The sequence below is a fragment of the Citrobacter sp. Cpo091 genome, from assembly GCF_030332645.1.
In the GTDB taxonomy this organism is placed as follows: domain Bacteria; phylum Pseudomonadota; class Gammaproteobacteria; order Enterobacterales; family Enterobacteriaceae; genus Citrobacter; species Citrobacter portucalensis.
The window spans coordinates 235,316-249,561 of sequence record NZ_JAOWHL010000036.1 but is presented as its reverse complement, the minus strand read 5'-3'; the positions used below and the strand labels follow the sequence as shown (position 1 = coordinate 249,561).

The window sequence follows — 14,246 nt, the reverse complement described above, 5'->3', positions numbered from 1 at the left end:
CCCCGCTGACCCGGCGGCTTGTAATCCGTTGTTCCGTGTCAGTGGAGGCGCATTATAGGGAGTTATTTCAGGCTGACAAGTTAAAAATATAAAAAACTTATCAAGCGATTACTTTTCAATCAATATGTCCATTTCTGCCTGGTTTTTAAACAAAAACGAGCCCCGCAGGGCCCGTTTATTGTTGTTTTGTGACTTACTGCACTGCCACTATGCGATCGTCATTCACTTCCAGACGAATCGTTTTGCCCGGAATCAGTTCACCAGACAGAATTTGCTGCGCCAGCGGGTTTTCGATCTGCTGCTGGATAGCACGTTTCAATGGACGCGCGCCATACACCGGATCGTAACCATTCGCGCTCAGCAGTTTAAGCGCCTCGTCAGAAATATGGATTTCATAGCCACGCTCTTCCAGACGTTTGTACAGACGCTGCAACTGGATCTGAGCAATAGAAGCAATATGCTGCTCACCCAACGGATGGAATACAACAACCTCATCTATACGGTTGATGAATTCCGGGCGGAAGTTGTGGCTCACGACGCCCAGCACCATATCTTTCATGTGACCGTAATCCAACTCGCCGAAGCGTTCCTGGATCAGATCGGACCCCAGGTTCGAGGTCATGATGACAACCGTATTACGGAAGTCGACCGTTCTCCCCTGTCCGTCAGTCAAACGACCATCGTCAAGCACCTGCAGCAGAATGTTGAACACATCCGGGTGTGCTTTCTCCACTTCATCCAACAAGATGACGGAGTAAGGACGACGACGTACTGCTTCCGTCAGGTAACCACCCTCTTCATAACCGACATATCCCGGAGGTGCCCCGACCAGACGAGACACGGAGTGTTTCTCCATAAACTCGGACATATCGATACGCACCATTGCATCGTCACTGTCGAACATAAAGTTTGCCAGCGCTTTGCACAGTTCGGTTTTACCGACACCGGTTGGACCAAGGAACAGGAATGAACCAATCGGACGATTCGGATCGGACAAGCCCGCGCGGCTACGACGGATGGCATTAGAAACGGCTTCCACCGCTTCGTTCTGACCAATCACGCGGCTGTGCAGCTCCTGCTCCATACGCAACAGTTTTTCTCGTTCGCCTTCCAGCATGCGAGCAACTGGGATCCCGGTCCAGCGCGCCAGCACCTCAGCAATTTCTGCATCCGTAACTTTATTACGCAGCAGACGCATGGTTTTACCTTCAGACTGGGTGGCTGCTTCCAGTTGTTTTTCCAGTTCAGGAATTTTGCCGTACTGCAGTTCAGACATCCGCGCCAGGTCGCCAACGCGGCGCGCCTGTTCGATGGCGATTTTTGCCTGCTCCAGCTCAGCCTTGATAGTTTGCGTTCCCGAGAGGGAAGCTTTTTCAGCTTTCCACTCTTCCTCTAACTCAGAATACTGGCGTTCTTTGTCGTCCAGCTCTTCGTTGAGCATATCGAGACGTTTTTTACTTGCCTCATCAGACTCTTTCATTAATGCCTGCTGTTCCAGTTTGAGCTGGATAATACGGCGGTCGAGTCTGTCGAGTTCCTCCGGCTTGGAGTCAATCTGCATACGAATGCTGGATGCCGCTTCGTCAATAAGGTCGATAGCTTTATCCGGCAACTGACGATCGGCAATATATCGATGAGACAGCGTAGCAGCCGCAACAATCGCCGGGTCAGTAATCTGCACATGATGGTGCAGTTCATAACGTTCTTTCAGGCCACGCAAGATTGCGATGGTGTCTTCCACTGAAGGTTCAGCCACAAACACTTTCTGGAAACGACGTTCCAGCGCCGCATCTTTTTCGATGTACTGGCGATACTCATCAAGCGTTGTTGCGCCTACGCAGTGCAGTTCCCCGCGAGCCAGTGCTGGTTTCAGCATGTTCCCGGCGTCCATTGCGCCATCGGCTTTACCCGCCCCAACCATGGTATGCAATTCGTCGATAAACAGAATGACGTTGCCTTCCTGTTTCGAGAGATCGTTCAGCACACCTTTTAAACGTTCTTCGAACTCACCACGATATTTGGCCCCAGCAACCAGCGCGCCCATATCCAGCGCCAGTACACGACGGCCTTTTAAGCCTTCCGGCACTTCACCATTGATGATGCGTTGGGCCAGCCCTTCAACGATGGCGGTTTTACCGACACCGGGTTCACCGATTAACACCGGGTTATTTTTAGTACGACGTTGCAGCACCTGAATGGTACGGCGAATTTCTTCATCACGGCCGATGACCGGATCGAGTTTGCCCTGTTCGGCACGTTCGGTCAGATCGACGGTATATTTTTTCAAGGCCTGACGTTGGTCTTCAGCCCCCTGGTCATTCACGCTTTCACCTCCACGCATTTGTTCAATTGCCTGAGTGATATTGGCGGTCGTCGCGCCTGCTGATTTTAATAAGTCGGTCAGCGTACCGCGTGACTCAAGCGCCGCCAGAACGAACAGTTCTGACGAAATAAAGTTGTCCCCACGTTTTTGCGCCAGCTTGTCGCAAAGATTCAGTACACGCACCAGTTCCTGAGAAGGCTGCACATCGCCACCGGTACCTTCTACCTGTGGCAAACGGCTCAACGCCTGGTCAATGGCTGTACGTAACTGGCCAGCATTAATGCCAGCAGACGTTAATAAAGGACGTACCGATCCCCCTTCCTGATTCAGCAAGGCGCTCATTAGATGAAGTGGTTCGATGAATTGATTGTCGTGCCCCAATGCGAGTGACTGGGCATCGGCAAGAGCAAGCTGGAATTTATTAGTAAGACGATCCAGACGCATAACTCCTCCCATAACAGGTCAAAATTGCTACTGGAGATTAAATGAGGTCATCCCTCAATTATTCAAGGTGAATGACCTGAATTATGTGAAAAGAAAATTACACGTACCGGATCGTCTTGATTCTTTAGGTTATATCAGCCAAATAAAACTTGCCATACGACCCGTGGTATTGTCGCGACGATAAGAGAAGAACGTCTCACTTTCGCTGAAGGTGCAACGGTCGCCGCCGTGGATGTTCTCTACCCCGACACTGGACAGACGCTGGCGCGCAAGCTGGTAGATATCCGCCAGATACTTGTCGCCACGCGGTACAAATGCGAGGTCCGCTTGCGGATCTTTCGTCATGAACGCCTCGCGGACTTCTGGTCCAACTTCAAACGCGTTTGGACCTATCGCCGGGCCTAGCCAGGCAATAATGTTTTCAGGTTTGTCGGCAAAACACGCCACCGTTTCTTCCAGCACGCCGGCGCATAATCCGCGCCAACCCGCATGGGCCGCAGCAACTTCGGTTCCAGCACGGTTGCAAAACAACACCGGCAAACAATCAGCGGTCATCACCGCACACACGGTACCCGGCATGTTGCTGTACGACGCATCTGCGCGTTTGCAGGCGTAAGGCTCGCCGGTCAGTTTCAGGACATCCTTACCGTGGACCTGCTCCAGCCAGACTGGCTTTGACGGCAGATTGCCCGCAGCAAACAGACGTTTGCGGTTCTCTTCAACATGTTCCGGGTTATCGCCGCAATGGGCGCCCAGATTCAGCGAATCGTAAGGCGGCATACTAACTCCGCCAATACGGGTAGAACTATACGCCGCGACACCTTGCGGTATCGGCCACTGCGGGACAATTAGCTTACTCATAGCCAGGCAATATCATCCTTATGTTCTTCGAAATCAGCGCGCATCACTTCAATCAACTGCACCATATCTTGTGGGATCGGCGCATGCCATTCCATTTCGATACCGGAAATCGGGTGATACAAACGCAGCATGGTCGCGTGCAGCGCTTGACGGTCGAACTTACGCAGTACGGAGATAAATTCGTCAGAAGCGCCTTTCGGTGGACGTGGACGACCGCCGTAAACCTGATCGCCCACCAGCGGATGAGTGATATGTGCCATGTGCACGCGGATCTGGTGCGTACGTCCGGTTTCCAGACGCAACCGCAGACGCGTGTGCACACGGAAGTGTTCCATAATGCGATAGTGCGTTACCGCCGGTTTCCCCATTGGGTGTACCGCCATGTGCGTACGCTTGGTCGGGTGACGGCTAATCGGTTCCTCAACGGTTCCGCCAGCAGTCATGTGACCAATTGCCACGGCTTCGTACTCACGGGTAATTTCGCGCAGCTGCAACGACTCCACCAAACGTGTTTGCGCCGGAACCGTTTTTGCCACCACCATTAATCCGGTCGTGTCTTTATCCAGACGGTGCACGATACCTGCACGAGGAACATCCGCGATTGGCGGGTAGTAATGCAGTAACGCATTCAATACCGTACCATCAGGATTCCCGGCGCCCGGATGCACTACAAGGTCACGGGGTTTGTTAATGACAAGAATGTCGTCATCTTCATAAACGATATCCAGTGGGATATCCTGAGGTTCAAAACGAACCTCTTCATCAATTTCTGCATTGATGGAGACACGCTCTCCACCCAACACTTTTTCTTTCGGTTTATCGCAAAGTTGGTCATTTACCAGTACGCGCTGGTCGAGGATCCATTCTTTTATGCGCGATCGCGAATAATCAGGGAACAATTCGGCCAAAGCCTGATCTAAGCGTTGACCGAGCTGATTTTCGGAGACTGTTGCGGTGAGTTCTACTCGTTGTGCCATAAACTGCTTCTTCGTTTAACGTTGGGTTTTACGGCTTTGCCGTTTAATATAGTGTGCTATTGTAGCTGGTCTTAACCGGGAGCAGGAACAGAGAATCTCCCGTATTACATTTTGAGGAAAGTCAAAACGTCATGACGCGCATGAAATATCTGGTGGCAGCAGCCACGTTGAGCCTGTTTTTGGCGGGTTGCTCTGGTTCAAAGGAAGAGGTGCCCGATAATCCGCCAAATGAAATCTACGCGACTGCTCAGCAAAAGCTGCAGGACGGTAACTGGAAACAGGCAATAACGCAATTGGAAGCGTTGGATAACCGTTATCCATTTGGACCGTATTCTCAGCAGGTGCAATTAGATCTCATCTACGCCTACTACAAAAACGCCGATCTGCCACTTGCTCAGGCTGCCATCGATCGTTTTATCCGTCTTAACCCGACACACCCTAACATTGATTATGTCATGTATATGCGTGGCCTGACCAATATGGCGTTGGATGATAGCGCACTGCAAGGATTCTTTGGTGTTGATCGTAGCGATCGCGATCCGCAACATGCCCGAGCTGCGTTTAATGACTTTTCCAAACTGGTGCGTGGGTATCCGAATAGCCAGTACACCACTGATGCCACCAAACGTCTGGTGTTCCTGAAAGACCGCCTGGCGAAGTATGAATACTCCGTTGCAGAATACTACACTGCCCGCGGCGCATGGGTTGCCGTGGTAAACCGTGTGGAAGGCATGCTGCGCGACTACCCGGATACCCAGGCAACACGTAATGCCCTGCCGTTGATGGAAAACGCTTATCGCCAGATGCAGATGAATGCGCAGGCAGAAAAAGTCGCGAAAATCATTGCCGCCAACAGCAGCAATACCTGATTTGCCTCAGAATGCAAAACGGCAGCCCAAGGGCTGCCGTTTTTTTATCCGTTAACGCCACAACTGAAGCGGTTTAGCTCCGACGCATCCCATCAAATATGGCCTGCTTTCAGGTATTCCTCAAGTAAAAAATCGCCTGTTCCTGCGGTGCCTCACAAAAAGGTTTTCTTGACAAAAAGCGACAAAATAATGTGATTTAGATCACACATTTTGACATTAGGAACGGTATGCTGGAATCACCAAGACGGGAAAGACAAGAGGTAAAATTTATGACAATGAACATTACCAGTAAACAAATGGAAATTACTCCGGCAATTCGCCAGCATGTCGCAGACCGTCTCGCCAAACTAGAAAAATGGCAAACTCATCTGATTAATCCACATATCATTCTGTCTAAGGAGCCACAGGGTTTCATTGCTGATGCCACCATCAATACACCGAACGGACATCTGGTCGCCAGCGCAAAACACGAGGATATGTACACCGCAATTAACGATTTGATCAACAAGCTGGAACGGCAGCTCAATAAAGTGCAGCACAAAGGCGAAGCCCGTCGTGCAACAACTTCAGTCAAAGACGCCAACTTCGTCGAAGCAGAAGAAGAGTAGTCCCTTACATTGAGTGTATCGCCAACGCGCCTTCGGGCGCGTTTTTTGTTGACAGGGTGAAAACAGTACGGGTACTTTACTGACGTAGCCAAAGGAAAATTACATGAAACTTGTCCCGTTCTTCTTCGCATTCTTTTTTACCTTCCCCTGAATGGGAGGCGTTTCGTCGTGTGATAAAGAATGCGAAGACGAACAATAAGGCCTCCCACAACGGGAGGCCTTTTTTATTGATAACAAGAAAGGCAACACTATGACATCGGAAAACCCATTGCTGGCGCTGCGCGATAAGATCAGCACGCTGGATGAAAAATTACTGGCCCTGCTAGCTGAGCGACGTGGACTGGCCGTAGAAGTTGGTAAAGCCAAACTGCTTTCGCATCGTCCGGTTCGTGATATCGATCGTGAACGTGACCTTTTGGACCGACTCATTCAGCTTGGCAAAGCACATCATCTTGACGCTCACTACATTACTCGCCTGTTCCAGCTCATAATCGAAGATTCCGTCCTGACTCAACAGGCTCTGCTCCAGCAGCACCTGAACAAAATTAACCCACACTCCGCGCGCGTGGCCTTCCTTGGGCCAAAAGGGTCATATTCCCATCTCGCCGCACGTCAGTACGCTGCCCGCCATTTTGAACAATTTATTGAAAGCGGCTGCGCAAAATTTGCCGATATCTTTAATCAGGTCGAAACCGGACAGGCTGACTATGCTGTGGTACCGATTGAAAACACCAGCTCCGGTGGGATTAACGACGTTTACGACCTGCTGCAGCACACCAGCCTGTCTATCGTTGGCGAGATGACCATTACGATAGACCACTGTGTACTGGTGTCTGGCACGACGGATCTTGAGACTATTGAAACGGTATATAGCCATCCGCAGCCGTTCCAGCAGTGCAGCAAATTCCTGAATCGCTACCCGCACTGGAAGATTGAGTACACTGAAAGCACCTCTGCGGCGATGGAAAAAGTTGCGCAGGCTAACTCACCGCGCGTGGCGGCCCTGGGGAGCGAAGCCGGAGGCGTACTGTATGGATTGCAGGTTCTCGAGCATATTGAGGCTAACCAGTCGCAAAACATCACCCGCTTCGTGGTGCTGGCACGCAAAGCAATCAATGTTTCCGATCAGGTTCCGGCAAAAACAACCCTGTTGATGGCGACGGGGCAACAAGCCGGTGCGCTGGTTGAGGCGCTGCTGGTACTGCGTAACCATAATCTGATTATGACTAAACTGGAGTCACGCCCGATTCACGGCAATCCGTGGGAAGAGATGTTTTATCTTGATATCCAGGCCAACCTGGAGTCGCCCCAGATGCAAAAAGCATTGAAAGAGCTGGGTGAGATTACGCGTTCGATGAAAGTACTGGGATGCTATCCAAGTGAGAACGTGGTGCCAGTCGATCCGAGCTAACGTTTGGCAATGCCGGATGGCGCTACGCTTATCCGGCCTACGGTTCATACGATTTTTGAAGGCCGGATAAGGCAAACCCGCCATCCGGCATCTTAATTAAGGACGGCTGTCATTCGCCTGGCGTAACAAAGTACGGCTTTCACTCTGGAAGCGTTTCGCATAATCGCCAAACCAATGCTCCACCTTACGGAAGCTGTCGATAAACGCTTGCTTATCGCCCTGCTCCAGCAAACCTATTGCCTCGCCAAAACGTTGGTAGTAGCGTTTAATCAGCGCAAGGTTGCTCTCAGACGACATAATAATATCAGCATAGAGCTGCGGATCCTGGGCAAACAGACGGCCAACCATCGCCAGTTCAAGGCGGTAAATCGGCGAAGAGAGTGCCAGCAGCTGCTCCAGTTGAACGTTCTCTTCCGCTAAATGCAGACCGTAAGCAAAGGTCGCAAAGTGACGCAGTGCCTGAATAAACGCCATGTTCTGGTCATGTTCAACGGCGCTGATCCGATGCAGTCGCGCACCCCATACCTGAATCTGTTCCAGAAACCACTGATAAGCTTCCGGCTGACGTCCGTCACACCAAACGACGACCTGCTTGGCCAGACTGCCGCTGTCCGGACCAAACATTGGGTGTAACCCCACCACCGGGCCATCATGTGCAGCCAGCATCGCCTGTAAAGGACCATTTTTCACCGAAGCCAGATCCACCAGGATGCAGTCAGACGGCAGACGCGGTAGTTTGGCGATCACCTGCTCGGTGACGTGGATCGGCACGCTGACGATCACCATGCCAGCATCAGAGACGATCTCCGGCGCGCGATCCCAGTCCTGCTGTTCCAGGATCCGCACCTGGTAACCTGACAGGGTGAGCATTTTTTCGAACAGACGCCCCATCTGACCGCCGCCGCCGACAATCACCACCGGCCGCAGAGAAGGACAAAGCGTTTTAAACCCTTTGTCGTTCTCACTGGAGTAGGACTCACGCATAACGCGGCGTAGCACATCTTCAATCAGGTCCGGCGGCACGCCAAGGGCTTCCGCTTCCGCCCGGCGAGAGGCCAGCATAGAGGCTTCCCGCTCCGGCACGTAGATCGGCAGCCCAAAGCGGCTTTTTACTTCACCTACTTCGGCAACCAGCTCCAGGCGGCGTGCCAGTAAATCCAGCAACGCCTTGTCGACTTCATCAATTTGATCGCGTAATGCGGTCAATTCAGCAACCATAACCAACCTCTTATGCTACACGCGCCGACAGCTGGCCGTTTAAATCCTGGCTAATTTCACGCAGCAGCGCATCCGTCATTTCCCAGCTAATGCAGGCGTCAGTTACGGATACGCCGTATTTCATTTCGCTGCGCGGCTGTTCGGAAGACTGGTTGCCTTCGTGAATATTACTTTCAATCATCAAGCCAATGATCGAGCGATTGCCATCTTTGATTTGTGCAATCACGGATTCAGCCACGGCTGGCTGACGGCGGTAATCTTTATTGGAATTACCATGACTGCAATCTACCATCAGAGAAGGTCGTAGTCCCGCCTGCTCCATCTCTTTTTCGCACTGGGCGACATCTGCCGGGCTGTAGTTCGGCGCTTTACCCCCGCGCAAGATCACGTGACCGTCCGGATTCCCCTGTGTTTGCAGCAGTGCAACCTGCCCGGCCTGGTTAATACCGACAAAGCGGTGCGACTGCGCAGCCGCACGCATGGCGTTAATGGCGGTCGCCAGGCTACCGTCGGTACCATTCTTAAAGCCAACCGGCATCGAAAGACCGGAAGCCATTTCACGGTGAGTCTGCGATTCCGTAGTACGGGCACCGATTGCGGACCAGCTAAACAGATCGCCCAGGTATTGCGGGCTATTTGGATCCAGCGCTTCAGTTGCCAGCGGCAGTCCCATATTTACCAGTTCAAGCAGCAGCTGACGCGCAATTTTCAGACCTGCTTCAACATCAAAAGAGCCATCCATATGAGGATCGTTAATTAACCCTTTCCAGCCGACAGTGGTACGGGGTTTTTCAAAATAGACGCGCATCACCAGGTAGAGGCTATCGCTGACCTCTGCGGCAAGGGCTTTAAATCGACGAGCATACTCAATCGCCATTTCAGGATCGTGAATGGAGCATGGGCCACATACGACCAGCAGGCGCGGATCGCGACCGGAGATAATATCTGAGATGGTTTTACGCGACTGGGTGATTTGCGCCTCTTGCTCTTGGCTCAGCGGAAATTCAGCTTTCAGCTGCTCCGGAGTCATCAGAACCTGTTCGTCGGTAATATGTACGTTGTTCAGCGCGTCTTTTTGCATGATGGTGATCCTGTTTAGCTCGTTTGCGATAGTTGATCCTCAGCGAGGAGGAAATAACGATATCACAACAGGTAAAGATTTCAATCCACAATCCGTAAATTTTAATTTACATGATGTTATTTCAAGGCAAAAATAGCCCTTTCAAATGTACATTTAAATTTACACCACCGAATTTTCAGATCCACTATGCTTAAAAAAATGAAGGAGCACAGGCAATGAAGCAACTCATCAGCATCTTGTTTCTATTACTTCTTAGCGGATGTCAGATAGACCCCTACACCCATGCCCCTACCTGGACTGGTACCGACTGGTACGACGCCGGGATACAAGATGCCATTTCGGGTTATGCCGTTAAAGATAATGAAACGCTTGCCGACAACTACAATGACCCCGACGTCGATCGTACGGAATACCTTAAGGGTTACGCCGAGGGACAACGTAAAACCTGCCAGCAGGATTTTGTTTATGCCAGAGGCCTGACCGGGAAAACTTTTCCGCCCAGTTGCGATACTGTCGAAAATGTTGACCAGTTACACAGCGCCTGGCAGCAAGGGGCAAACGAGGGTGCTGCCTCGATAAGGTTAAATTAAACAATGGTTTATATTTTATAAACCATTAGGATTTAACTTAAATCACCAATAGCATTATTCCAGGAATAATGACGGCTTAGGAAAATAATGTTATTTTGTTGCAAACAATCTTGAATGTATTTCGACGTTTTACAGCAAACGCTGGTAGGTAACTATTCATGAGCTATTCTTACCGACTCATACTTCTACTGGCACTGCTCCTGACCGGATTACCGCTGTATGCCCAAAGCGTTACGGAAGAAGCAAAATCGGTACGCGCTATGGTTTCCGGCATCGTCAGTTATACACGCTGGCCTGCACTTTCCGGGCCCCCAAAACTGTGTATTTTCTCTTCATCGCGTTTTTCCAGTGTCCTGAAAGATACCAGTGCAGGCGCATTACCCTATCTTCCCGTCATCATCCGTACGGAACAAGAAATATTAGTTTCGCAGTGTGACGGTTTTTATTTTGGAAAAGAATCCCCTACTTATCAGGTGGAATTAAAGAATAAATATCCGACTAAGGCATTGTTATTAATTGCTGAACAGAACCCTGAATGCGTTATTGGCAGCGCCTTTTGCCTCATAATTAAAGACGAAGATGTGAGATTTTCCGTAAATATGGATTCCCTTTCACGCAGCGGCGTAAGGGTCAGTCCAGACGTATTGATGCTTGCACGGAATAATAAGCATGGATAAGGGCCATTCTCCCATAGCACGCCCGACGTTTAAGCGAACATTACGGCGTATCAGCATAATCAGCGTTCTGGTAACCATGATGCTGATCTGGCTGCTGCTCAGCATTTCTTCCGTGCTGGCATTAAGACAGTATGCGCAAAAGAATCTGGATCTGACTGCCGCTACCATGACCCGTACGCTCGAAGCTGCATTAGTCTTTTCTGATAGTGTTGCAGCAACTGAAACGCTGGCGGCACTGGGTCAGCAGGGGCAATTTTCCGTTGCAGAAGTTCGTAATAAAAACCAGAAGGTGATCGCCACCTGGCGCTATAACGCGCAGGATACCACTGAAAAGATTAGCGGGATGATCAGCCACTGGCTGTTCCCACAACCGGTCACTCAGCCGATTTTGCACAATGGCAACGTCATCGGTGAAGTACGATTGACTGCGCGCGATAGCGTTATCAGTCATTTCATCTATTTGTCGCTGGCCGTTCTTACCGGGTGCATTCTGTTGGCATCCGGAATTGCATTAATGCTCACTCGCTATTTACACAATGGTGTTGTGGATGCGCTGCAAAACATTACCGAGGTGGTACATGATGTTCGTACCAACCGTAACTTTTCACGGCGGGTATCAGAAGAACGCATTGAAGAGTTTCATCTCTTTGCCCTGGACTTTAATAGTCTGCTGGACGAGATGGAGGAGTGGCAACTTAAACTGCAGGCAAAAAACGCTCAGCTGTTGCGTACTGCACTACATGATCCTCTGACGGGTCTGGCAAATCGCGCCGCATTTCGCAGCAGTATTAATGCCTTAATGAATGATGATGCCGCCCACAGCAGCTCGGCATTGTTATTCCTTGATGGCGACAATTTTAAATTTATTAATGATACCTGGGGCCACGCAGCGGGGGATCGGGTCCTGATTGAAGTCGCAAAAAGGTTATCCGAGTTTGGGGGGAGTCGCCATTACCCATACAGACTTGGCGGCGATGAGTTCGCCATGGTGCTGTACAGCGTTCATTCTGAATATGAGGTTCAGCGGATCTGCGCGGCACTGTCACAAGAGTTTAACCGACCTTTTGACCTGCATAATGGTCATCTGGCAAGCATGACGCTCAGCATTGGGTTTGCGCTGACGTGGGAACATGCCTCTGCCGAAAAATTACAAGAACTTGCCGATCAAAATATGTATCAGGCTAAACATTTGCGTTCTGAACGCATTATTAAAAAATAAGGAATTACACACATGCTAAAACGTTTATTATCCCCGTTTCTTCTGCTTTTACTGATTCTGGCTGGCTGTCAGGCACCTCAGGGAAAATTTACCCCAGAGCAAATTGCAGCCATGAAATCATACGGATTTACTGAAGCATCAGGAGACTGGTCTCTCGGCCTGTCTGACACTATCCTGTTTGACAAAAATGACTATAAACTCCGACCTGAAAGTGAAAAACAGATCAAGGAAATGGCATCCAAACTGGCAGCTACCGGGCTTAATCATGCTCGCCTGGATGGTCATACTGATAACTACGGTGAAGACAGCTATAACGAAGCTCTGTCACTCAAACGCGCTAATGTCGTTGCCGATGCCTGGGCGCAGGGCGCTAATATTCCCCGCACCAACCTGACTACTCAGGGACTCGGGAAGAAATATCCCATTGCCAGCAACCAGACATCAAAAGGTCGCGCTGAAAACCGCCGCGTGGCTGTCGTGATCACGACACCATAATCATCCCCCAATTGGCTGCGCGCCGCGCAGTCCTTCCATTGCCATAAAGAACAAAAGAGTAAACGTCGGGATAAAAAAAGGGCCAGCCTTTCGGCCAGCCCTTTTCTAACAGGATGTCGCTTGCGCGAATCTTAGTTAAGACGCTTTTATTCAACCATATTGATAAATATACATTTTATATATTTTACAGTAAGTTAATTGCATCATTAGTTCAATCAAAGACTATGGCGAACATCCCATATGGACATTATGTGGACATATAGTTAGCCAGCGGATTCAGGGTCACGGCTTCTTCCAGATGGTCCGGCGCAAAATGCGCATAACGCATTGTTTCACGAATGTTAGCATGACCAAGGATTCGTTGAAGAACGAGAATGTTTCCACCGTTCATCATAAAATGGCTGGCGAATGTGTGCCGGAGAACGTGAGTCTTTTGCCCCTCAGCGAGTTCAATTTTTGTAAGTGCCAGCATTTTTTTGAACTCCTGATAGCAAGGGTGAAACAGCTTTCCTTGCAAAGGTGAGAGTTCGTCATATAACCATTGAGGGATCGGTACCGTGCGATTCTTCTTGCCTTTCGTTTTGGTAAAGGTGAGCTTATTAGGTGATAATTGCGAACGTGTTAAACGTTCGGCTTCGCTCCATCTTGCTCCAGTGGTCAGGCAAACTTTAACAATCCTTGTCAGGTAAGTTTTGCCATAAGATTCACACGCCTTTAGCAGCTCGTTAATCTGTGGCTCGGTAAGCCACGACATTTCTTTTTCAGCCTCTTTAAACACCCTGACGCTTTCTAATGGATTAGGAAGTTTCCATTCTCCGAGTCGCTTCAGCTCGTTGAAAACTGCATCAAGGTATTGTTGCTCTCGGTTTACCGTAATTGGTTTGGCGATCCATTTCTCCGGGTTTGCATGATATCCGTTATCAATCTCCCCCTTCAGTCGACGATCCCTGTAATGCGCAAAATCCTTTGCTGTTAGCTGGGATGCTATAGGGTCGCCAAGCCCGCGACAGACAATATGCAATTTGGCCAAGCGAGACTTACTCGCCGTAAGTGACTGGCCATGCAAGTCATGCCACAACTTAATCAATTCACTCAAACGTCTGCGGTCTTCCTTCTCACCCAACCATGGCTTGTTCTGCGCTTCATCTCTGTAATGCTGTTCATATGCTAAAGCCTCTCCCTTCGTGTCGAATTTTTTACGAATACGGCGGCTTTCCGCGCCATCTACACGGAAATCGCATAACCATTCGCCAGAAGATAATTTCTTTATAGCCATATTTTTAAGAGCACTTTTTCTTAGAGCGACTAACGCTACCGTCGTTGCAAACAAACTTGCCATCTGCTGTACAATGAGAGACCCCGCCTTTTGATTTTGAGCAAGGGTAATTTTTAGCTTGAGCTAATGGTGAAACTATAAACATGACGCCAATCGCGGCTAGTATAAATTTCTTTGCGTTTGATAAAATCATCATA

General features: G+C 49.9%; 15 protein-coding genes and 1 other annotated feature. Of the genes, 8 read left to right on the top strand and 7 right to left on the bottom strand.

The genetic code is table 11. From position 1 onward, the window contains the following. Nucleotides 1-193 precede the first annotated feature (193 nt). From clpB to rluD, 3 genes are all read right to left on the bottom strand, one after another. Nucleotides 194-2,767 (bottom strand): ATP-dependent chaperone ClpB, encoded by a 2,574-nt coding sequence (clpB, locus tag OGY04_RS15220; RefSeq protein WP_020996274.1) that lies wholly within the window; start codon nucleotides 2,765-2,767, stop codon nucleotides 194-196. Between the two features lie 129 nt (nucleotides 2,768-2,896). Continuing rightward, on the bottom strand, nucleotides 2,897-3,628 hold the full coding sequence (yfiH, locus tag OGY04_RS15215) for a purine nucleoside phosphorylase YfiH (protein WP_286585529.1): 732 nt from the start codon (nucleotides 3,626-3,628) through the stop codon (nucleotides 2,897-2,899). After that, nucleotides 3,625-4,605, bottom strand: a complete 981-nt coding sequence (rluD, locus tag OGY04_RS15210) for a 23S rRNA pseudouridine(1911/1915/1917) synthase RluD (protein WP_003826464.1) — start codon at nucleotides 4,603-4,605, stop codon at nucleotides 3,625-3,627. The genes yfiH and rluD overlap by 4 nt, the downstream gene beginning before the upstream one ends. A 131-nt stretch (nucleotides 4,606-4,736) precedes the next feature. Here rluD and bamD point away from each other — a divergent pair, with 131 nt between their 5' ends. The 4 genes from bamD (at nucleotide 4,737) to pheA (ending at nucleotide 7,493) form a co-directional block, all read left to right on the top strand. Beyond that, a complete protein-coding gene (gene bamD, locus OGY04_RS15205; RefSeq protein ID WP_003826460.1) occupies nucleotides 4,737-5,474 on the top strand; it encodes an outer membrane protein assembly factor BamD in 738 nt (245 codons plus the stop codon). A 269-nt stretch (nucleotides 5,475-5,743) separates the two neighbouring features. Next, nucleotides 5,744-6,082, top strand: coding sequence for a ribosome-associated translation inhibitor RaiA (gene raiA, locus OGY04_RS15200; protein ID WP_003031244.1), 339 nt, complete (start codon nucleotides 5,744-5,746; stop codon nucleotides 6,080-6,082). Between the two features lie 102 nt (nucleotides 6,083-6,184). Beyond that, nucleotides 6,185-6,310: a sequence feature (Phe leader region), on the top strand. Beyond that, nucleotides 6,186-6,233: a pheA operon leader peptide PheL gene (pheL, locus tag OGY04_RS15195; RefSeq protein ID WP_100250063.1), complete on the top strand. Its 48-nt coding sequence runs from the start codon at nucleotides 6,186-6,188 to the stop codon at nucleotides 6,231-6,233. (Overlaps the previous feature by 48 nt.) Nucleotides 6,311-6,332: 22 nt before the next feature. Next, nucleotides 6,333-7,493, top strand: a complete 1,161-nt coding sequence (gene pheA / locus OGY04_RS15190) for a bifunctional chorismate mutase/prephenate dehydratase (RefSeq protein WP_003826458.1) — start codon at nucleotides 6,333-6,335, stop codon at nucleotides 7,491-7,493. A 96-nt stretch (nucleotides 7,494-7,589) separates the two neighbouring features. Here the strand turns inward: pheA and tyrA are convergent, their stop codons facing one another. After that, the gene (tyrA, locus tag OGY04_RS15185) at nucleotides 7,590-8,711 is read right to left on the bottom strand and encodes a bifunctional chorismate mutase/prephenate dehydrogenase (protein ID WP_003826456.1); all 1,122 of its coding nucleotides are present in this window, start codon (nucleotides 8,709-8,711) and stop codon (nucleotides 7,590-7,592) included. Nucleotides 8,712-8,721: 10 nt separating this feature from the next. Next, complete coding sequence (aroF, locus tag OGY04_RS15180) at nucleotides 8,722-9,792, bottom strand: 3-deoxy-7-phosphoheptulonate synthase AroF (protein ID WP_048225115.1); 1,071 nt, start codon at nucleotides 9,790-9,792, stop codon at nucleotides 8,722-8,724. Between the two features lie 215 nt (nucleotides 9,793-10,007). On the opposite strand from aroF, the gene OGY04_RS15175 reads away from it, so the two are divergent. The 4 genes from OGY04_RS15175 (at nucleotide 10,008) to OGY04_RS15160 (ending at nucleotide 12,773) form a co-directional block, all read left to right on the top strand. Further along, a complete protein-coding gene (locus OGY04_RS15175) occupies nucleotides 10,008-10,382 on the top strand; it encodes a DUF2799 domain-containing protein (RefSeq protein ID WP_008785516.1) in 375 nt (124 codons plus the stop codon). 158 nt (nucleotides 10,383-10,540) lie between these two features. After that, nucleotides 10,541-11,059, top strand: coding sequence for a regulatory sequestration protein YfiR (gene yfiR, locus OGY04_RS15170; protein ID WP_003826451.1), 519 nt, complete (start codon nucleotides 10,541-10,543; stop codon nucleotides 11,057-11,059). Continuing rightward, nucleotides 11,052-12,278: a diguanylate cyclase DgcN/YfiN gene (gene dgcN / locus OGY04_RS15165; protein WP_003826449.1), complete on the top strand. Its 1,227-nt coding sequence runs from the start codon at nucleotides 11,052-11,054 to the stop codon at nucleotides 12,276-12,278. Before yfiR ends, dgcN begins: the two co-directional genes overlap by 8 nt. Nucleotides 12,279-12,290: 12 nt before the next feature. Next, the gene (locus OGY04_RS15160) at nucleotides 12,291-12,773 is read left to right on the top strand and encodes an OmpA family protein (protein ID WP_003826447.1); all 483 of its coding nucleotides are present in this window, start codon (nucleotides 12,291-12,293) and stop codon (nucleotides 12,771-12,773) included. A gap of 247 nt (nucleotides 12,774-13,020) precedes the next feature. Here the strand turns inward: OGY04_RS15160 and OGY04_RS15155 are convergent, their stop codons facing one another. After that, complete coding sequence (locus tag OGY04_RS15155; RefSeq protein WP_502872417.1) at nucleotides 13,021-14,112, bottom strand: site-specific integrase; 1,092 nt, start codon at nucleotides 14,110-14,112, stop codon at nucleotides 13,021-13,023. Continuing rightward, nucleotides 14,054-14,242: a YdcA family protein gene (locus OGY04_RS15150; protein WP_502872418.1), complete on the bottom strand. Its 189-nt coding sequence runs from the start codon at nucleotides 14,240-14,242 to the stop codon at nucleotides 14,054-14,056. Before OGY04_RS15150 ends, OGY04_RS15155 begins: the two co-directional genes overlap by 59 nt. Nucleotides 14,243-14,246 lie beyond the last annotated feature (4 nt).

Excerpts from the sequence above, each read along its gene's own strand:
- clpB (WP_020996274.1), bottom strand. The coding sequence starts at position 2,767 with ATGCGTCTGGATCGTCTTACTAATAAATTCCAGCTTGCTCTTGCCGAT.
- yfiH (WP_286585529.1), bottom strand. The coding sequence starts at position 3,628 with ATGAGTAAGCTAATTGTCCCGCAGTGGCCGATACCGCAAGGTGTCGCG.
- rluD (WP_003826464.1), bottom strand. The coding sequence starts at position 4,605 with ATGGCACAACGAGTAGAACTCACCGCAACAGTCTCCGAAAATCAGCTC.
- bamD (WP_003826460.1), top strand. The coding sequence starts at position 4,737 with ATGACGCGCATGAAATATCTGGTGGCAGCAGCCACGTTGAGCCTGTTT.
- raiA (WP_003031244.1), top strand. The coding sequence starts at position 5,744 with ATGACAATGAACATTACCAGTAAACAAATGGAAATTACTCCGGCAATT.
- pheA (WP_003826458.1), top strand. The coding sequence starts at position 6,333 with ATGACATCGGAAAACCCATTGCTGGCGCTGCGCGATAAGATCAGCACG.
- tyrA (WP_003826456.1), bottom strand. The coding sequence starts at position 8,711 with ATGGTTGCTGAATTGACCGCATTACGCGATCAAATTGATGAAGTCGAC.
- aroF (WP_048225115.1), bottom strand. The coding sequence starts at position 9,792 with ATGCAAAAAGACGCGCTGAACAACGTACATATTACCGACGAACAGGTT.
- OGY04_RS15175 (WP_008785516.1), top strand. The coding sequence starts at position 10,008 with ATGAAGCAACTCATCAGCATCTTGTTTCTATTACTTCTTAGCGGATGT.
- yfiR (WP_003826451.1), top strand. The coding sequence starts at position 10,541 with ATGAGCTATTCTTACCGACTCATACTTCTACTGGCACTGCTCCTGACC.
- dgcN (WP_003826449.1), top strand. The coding sequence starts at position 11,052 with ATGGATAAGGGCCATTCTCCCATAGCACGCCCGACGTTTAAGCGAACA.
- OGY04_RS15160 (WP_003826447.1), top strand. The coding sequence starts at position 12,291 with ATGCTAAAACGTTTATTATCCCCGTTTCTTCTGCTTTTACTGATTCTG.
- OGY04_RS15155 (WP_502872417.1), bottom strand. The coding sequence starts at position 14,112 with ATGGCAAGTTTGTTTGCAACGACGGTAGCGTTAGTCGCTCTAAGAAAA.
- OGY04_RS15150 (WP_502872418.1), bottom strand. The coding sequence starts at position 14,242 with ATGATTTTATCAAACGCAAAGAAATTTATACTAGCCGCGATTGGCGTC.